This is a genomic window from Clostridium sp. CAG:43, from assembly GCF_000434655.1.
Lineage (GTDB): Bacteria > Bacillota > Clostridia > Lachnospirales > Lachnospiraceae > Otoolea > Otoolea fessa.
This window is the reverse complement of record NZ_FR895093.1, coordinates 6,979-12,612: the sequence shown is the minus strand read 5'-3', so window position 1 is coordinate 12,612 and position 5,634 is coordinate 6,979. Positions and strand designations below refer to the sequence as shown.

Below are 5,634 nucleotides of genomic sequence, written 5' to 3'. Positions count from 1 at the left end.
TCCTTAACCCTTATGAATAAAAAGATTCACGAAACCCGTTTTCCCCGGAAACCCCGCTTACCGAAGTCCAGCTTTCTGGTTTTCGCGTACACAAATGCGACAACAACATCGATCCATACAGGTACAAACATTGCTGCAACACATCGTATTCATCCAAAAACCATTGACTGCTTTCATGATCTTCACTCCTTTTCTTTTTCCTATCGACTTAGTAGGTATGTTATCACTTTATGCAATATCTGTCAACCCTTTTTTGCCTGTTGTTACTGTTCACGCACGCGTGCCCAGTAACGGAATTTGCCGTGGCTTCGCATTTAAATACGGCAAATTCCTGCTGCCACCACGTTTTCTTACGGCACTTTCGGTTCCAAAAGTGCCTACCCGTGAACTGTATCTACCCGTTCCGTATATGTGAACATTTCTTCACGTCTTTCTTGACAAACGCAGACTGCACCTTTACAATAAAATACCGAACTGATGGGTAAAAAACGTTTTTCCAGCGTGGTTAAAGCGTTTTTTGCTGATTTTCCGGTAACGATTTGGCACTTTCATCGTTATCATAACAGAACCTGTTGCTATTTAGTATAGCACATTTTATTTTACGGAACAAGAAAACAGCGGCACACAAGATGATTGCCGCAGATGAAAGGATTTAAACCATGAAAAATCCACTTCACTACCAATTATCGGAATACGACTGCGGTCCGACCTCCCTCTTAAACGCGATCAGCTTTTTGTTTGAGCGCGAGGAAATTCCGCCGGAGATTCTTCGAAATATCATGCTCTACTGCCTCGACTGCTACGGTCCGGAGGGCTCGGCCGGAAAGAGCGGTACCTCCTGCACGGCGATGATGTTTTTGAGCAACTGGCTGCAGGGACTTGGCGATATCGGAAAACTTCCCGTGTCCAGCCGCTATCTGCGCGGTTCGGATGTCTATGTCGGGGACAACAGCCTGCTTCTCGACGCCCTGCACCGGGGCGGCGCGGTTGTCGTGCGCCTTTACTATGAGGTAGCGCATTATGTGCTGTTTACCGGTGTCAAAGATGGACAGATCCTGCTCTTTGATCCGTATTACCAGACGGTTCCATTTACAAAACCAGACGAGAAAGAGGCGCTTCTTGTGACCGACCACCCATTTTCATGGAACCGATCCGTGCCATTTTCCTATTTTAACCGGGAATCGATGGAGCTCTACGCGCTGGGCGAAATGGCAGGACGCGAGGCTGTGCTTCTGTTTAACCGGAACACGGTGCTGACGGAGGAAGCTACGATCGAATATTTCATATAAGGGTAATACAGCAAATAAAAAAGAATGTGCCTTTTTGTGTAATAGGGAATTCCAGGGAATTTCCTATTACACAAAGAAACTGCTGACAGAATATATTATAAGGGAGTATCATATGTTAAATTCATTTTCACGAACAGAACTTCTCCTCGGCAGGGATGCCATGGAGCGTTTATCAAAAGCACGCGTTGCCATCTTCGGCATCGGCGGAGTCGGCGGCTATGCGGTGGAGGCCCTCGCGCGCAGCGGTGTCGGCACGCTTGATCTCATCGACGATGACAAGGTCTGCTTAACCAACATCAACCGCCAGATCATCGCAACCACCTCCACCATCGGAAAGTACAAGGTTGATGTCGCTGAGGAACGCATCAAATCCATCAACCCACATGCGGTTGTCCACACCTACAAGACATTCTACATGCCGGATACCGCGAAGGAATTTGATTTTTCCCAGTATGACTACGTGATCGACGCAATCGACACCGTGACGGGAAAGCTGCTTCTGGTGGAACAGGCGGAAGAAACCCACACGCCGATCATCAGCTCGATGGGCGCCGGAAACAAACTGGATCCGACCGCTTTTGAGGTGACCGATATTAATAAAACCTCTGTTTGTCCTCTCGCAAAGGTCATGCGGCGGGAGCTGAAAAAACGCGGGATCAAGAAGCTGAAAGTGGTTTATTCGAAAGAAAAACCACTGACGCCGGTGGATGATATGGCTATCTCCTGCCGTTCCCACTGTGTCTGCCCGCCGGAAACCACACGCAACTGTACCGCCAGACGGCAGATTCCGGGGAGTATCTCGTTTGTACCGTCAGTAGTGGGACTGATTATTGCTGGGGAAGTTATTAAGGATCTCGTTGGGGTTCATTGATTGCTTACTGATTAATTTGTTAAGCCGATATATTCTATTTGTGTCATTTTTTTAATTTTATATGTATGTAAAAAACCAATGAATCCCATCTTGGGGGTATCATTGGTTTTTTCGTTTTCTGTCTTTTATTCTTTTTCCAGTAAAAGCACCTCTTCATTCAGTGCCTTCGTGAAGATTCCCTTCACCGTCTTATTTTTCAATCCTTCTTCGTATGGCACGGCACCTTTGACATACTGACGGGTGTGTCCCATCATGTATTTAGTTCCGTCAATCTCGATTGGTTCTTCGAGAAGGATTTCTTCTTCGGTTCCGAGGAAACGCCCGCGGTATTCTAAGGACTGCTGTTTTTCCAGTGCCAGCAGGATATCGCTGCGGACGGATTTGGTTCCTTCTGGTACCTGATCCGGCATATCGGCGGCGCGGGTTCCTGCGCGGCGGGAGTATTTGAATATATGCATTTCATAGAAATGGATCGCTTTTAAGAAGCGTTCAGTTTCGGCAAATTCTTCTTCGGTCTCGCCCGGGAATCCTACGATGACATCGGTCGTGATCGCCGGATTGTCAAATTCTTCCCGCAGAATTTCACAGCACGCCTGATATTCAGCAGCGTTGTAGCGGCGGTTCATTCGCTTTAAAGTCGCGTCACAGCCACTCTGGAGTGACAGATGGAAGTGCGGGCAGATGGTCCGCAGCCTCGCCAGCTCTTTGGCAAATTCGCGGGTTACGATACGTGGTTCAAGAGAACCGAGGCGCAGGCGCTCAATGCCCGGAATCTGGTCGAGACGTTTGATTAAAGTCAGCAGATTTTCTTTCTGCTCATCCTTGAAATCGACACCATAGGAGCTTAAATGGATACCTGTCAAGACAATTTCCTTGTATCCGGCTTCCGCAATCCCGCGCACCTCGTGCTCGATGTCCTCCGGGCGGCGGCTGCGGACGCGTCCTCTCGTATATGGTATAATACAATAGCTGCAAAACTGGTTGCAGCCGTCCTGTACCTTGATAAAGGCACGCGTATGGTCAGCAATCCGGCGGATATGGAGTTCTTCGTATTCCTGTGAATGTCCGATATCCAGAATCTCACCGCTGTTTTCGTGATCTGCAAAATAATCATCCAGGATCTGTACCAGATCTTTTTTCTGGTTATTGCCGACGATCAGATCGACCGCCTCATCTTTTTTCAGCTCCGCGCCTGCTGCCTGCACATAACAGCCGACCGCCACAACAGCCGCCGACGGGCTCATTTTCTTTGCCCGGTGCAGCATCTGGCGCGATTTCCGGTCGGCAACATTCGTCACGGAACACGTGTTGATAATATAAACATCCGCTCCTTCCCGGAACGGCACAATCTCATATCCTGCATCCTCTAAGAGCTGCTGCATAGCTTCCGTCTCATACGAGTTCACCTTGCAGCCCAGATTGTGGAATGCCGCTTTTCTCATTTTTATCTCCTTTAAATTGAATCCTCTCTTGACTTTTGTCAGATTACTTTGTAGTATAAAAGTATTATTGTAGATAGAGGAGGTTTTTTTCATGAAAACAGTTCGTATTTCTTTAAACTCGATCGATAAAGTTAAATCCTTCGTCAACGACTTAGCGAAGTTCGACGTAGATTTTGACCTTGTTTCCGGACGTTATGTGATTGACGCTAAATCCATCATGGGTATCTTCAGTCTGGATCTGTCCAAACCGATCGATTTAAACATCCATTCTGAGAACCAGATCGATGAGATCTTAACGACACTGGCTCCGTACATTGTATAGCAACCATTAGAACGATCGAGATGGTTCTGTTTGAAACGAAAAAAACCGCTGTTAAGCAACTCGCTTTGCAGCGGTTCTTTTTTTTCATAGAGAACTGCGTCCTATGAAAAAAACACTCCGCGAGGATGCGCACTCGCGCGAAGCAGAAACATGTCGCAAGCGACCGCGCGAGACGCCCGAATGTGCCAAGGCACATTCTTTTTTATATATGACTAGCACCGGATAACCTCAACCGTATCGATCGCCTCTTTTACCAGCGCATCTATCTTCTCTTCCAGATTGCGCTCGGATTTTTCAATCAGGTGCAGGACCGGCTTGGTAACCGGGTGTTTGGCTACGAAGATGGTGCAGCAATCTTCATACGGCTCGATCGATGTCTCGTAGGTACCAATTTTCAGGGAAATATCGACGATATCCTGTTTGTCGAAACCGATCAGCGGGCGGAAGACCGGAAGTGTGCAGACTGCATTGGTAACCGCCAGGGAATGAACCGTCTGGGATGCTACCTGACCGATGCTCTCGCCGGTGATGAGTCCGAGACAGTCGTCTTTCTTCGCCAGCTCTTCCGCGATCTTCATCATGTAACGGCGCATGATAATCGTCAGCTCCTCATGCGGGCACTGCTCGTAGATGTAGAGCTGGATATCTGTGAAATTGACTATGTTTAATTTGATCGGACCTGCGTATTTTGCTACCTGTTTTGCCAGATCGACTACTTTCTGTTTTGCACGGTCGCTGGTGTATGGCGGCGCATGGAAATAGGTTGCCTCGATGGTAACGCCGCGTTTTGCGATCATGTATCCTGCCACCGGGCTGTCGATACCGCCGGATAAAAGCAGCATCGCGCGTCCATTGGTTCCGACCGGCATACCGCCCGGTCCCGGAATCACCAGAGAGTATACGTTGATACGTTTTGCACGCAGTTCCACATTTAAAAGAACATCCGGATTGTGTACGTCTACCTTTGTCTCCGGGAATGCGTCCAGGATGACCTCACCGAGATCGCGGTTGACTTCCTCGGAGGTATGCGGATACTGTTTGTTGGCACGGCGGGTGTTTACCTTGAACGTAAAGTGTTTATCTGGGTATGCTTTGTCCACATACTCAACAATCTTCGCTTTCAGGTCGTCATAGCCGTTGTCCTCTAACTGGACCATCGGACAGATCGCCGCAATACCGAATACCTTTTTCAGTGCGTCGATGACCTCATCGTAATCAAATTCTTCCGCTGCGGTCGCATAGATACGCCCTGCCTCCTTGGTTACGGTAAATTTTCCATCAAGACGTTTTAACGAGTGATGGATGTGGGACACTAGCGCGTCCTCGAATACATAGCGGTTTTTACCTTTCAGGCCAATCTCCGCATATTTAATCAAAAATGTATGAAACATGGAATTCCCTTTCTACAACAGGCTGTCATTCTTCTGCTTTCCCGCAAAAAAACTGAACAGCCATTCTTTAAACAGCCATTTTATTTCATCTGGTAACGGCGCAGTACCGGAAGCAGTTCTCCCAGAACGCCGATCGCATAGTCTACTTCTTCCTCAGTATTCAGATCACCCAGACTGAACCGGATCGTCGAATCGAGAAGTTCTTTTTTCACGCCGATTCCCTTTAAAGTACCGCTGATGCCCGGATGATTGGACGAGCAGGCGGAACCGGACGATACATAAACCCCTTTGTCCTCCAGCGCATGGAGAAGTACCTCGC

The 5,634-nt window shown here is 48.1% G+C and carries 6 protein-coding genes; 3 read left to right on the top strand and 3 right to left on the bottom strand.

Translation table 11 applies throughout. The features are described from left to right. The first annotated feature begins 659 nt into the window (after positions 1–659). The gene (locus QVO97_RS07490) at positions 660–1,289 is read left to right on the top strand and encodes a hypothetical protein (protein WP_022359728.1); all 630 of its coding nucleotides are present in this window, start codon (positions 660–662) and stop codon (positions 1,287–1,289) included. 112 nt (positions 1,290–1,401) lie between these two features. Beyond that, positions 1,402–2,160, top strand: a complete 759-nt coding sequence (locus tag QVO97_RS07485) for a tRNA threonylcarbamoyladenosine dehydratase (RefSeq protein ID WP_022359727.1) — start codon at positions 1,402–1,404, stop codon at positions 2,158–2,160. Positions 2,161–2,285: 125 nt separating this feature from the next. Here the strand turns inward: QVO97_RS07485 and mtaB are convergent, their stop codons facing one another. Continuing rightward, positions 2,286–3,602, bottom strand: a complete 1,317-nt coding sequence (mtaB, locus tag QVO97_RS07480) for a tRNA (N(6)-L-threonylcarbamoyladenosine(37)-C(2))-methylthiotransferase MtaB (RefSeq protein ID WP_022359726.1) — start codon at positions 3,600–3,602, stop codon at positions 2,286–2,288. A gap of 91 nt (positions 3,603–3,693) precedes the next feature. Here mtaB and QVO97_RS07475 point away from each other — a divergent pair, with 91 nt between their 5' ends. Beyond that, the gene (locus QVO97_RS07475) at positions 3,694–3,924 is read left to right on the top strand and encodes an HPr family phosphocarrier protein (RefSeq protein WP_022359725.1); all 231 of its coding nucleotides are present in this window, start codon (positions 3,694–3,696) and stop codon (positions 3,922–3,924) included. A 212-nt stretch (positions 3,925–4,136) separates the two neighbouring features. Here the strand turns inward: QVO97_RS07475 and thiI are convergent, their stop codons facing one another. After that, the gene (thiI, locus tag QVO97_RS07470; protein ID WP_022359724.1) at positions 4,137–5,315 is read right to left on the bottom strand and encodes a tRNA uracil 4-sulfurtransferase ThiI; all 1,179 of its coding nucleotides are present in this window, start codon (positions 5,313–5,315) and stop codon (positions 4,137–4,139) included. 80 nt (positions 5,316–5,395) lie between these two features. Then, the coding region (locus QVO97_RS07465; RefSeq protein ID WP_288189314.1) for an aminotransferase class V-fold PLP-dependent enzyme at positions 5,396–5,634 on the bottom strand (239 nt) is incomplete at its 5' end.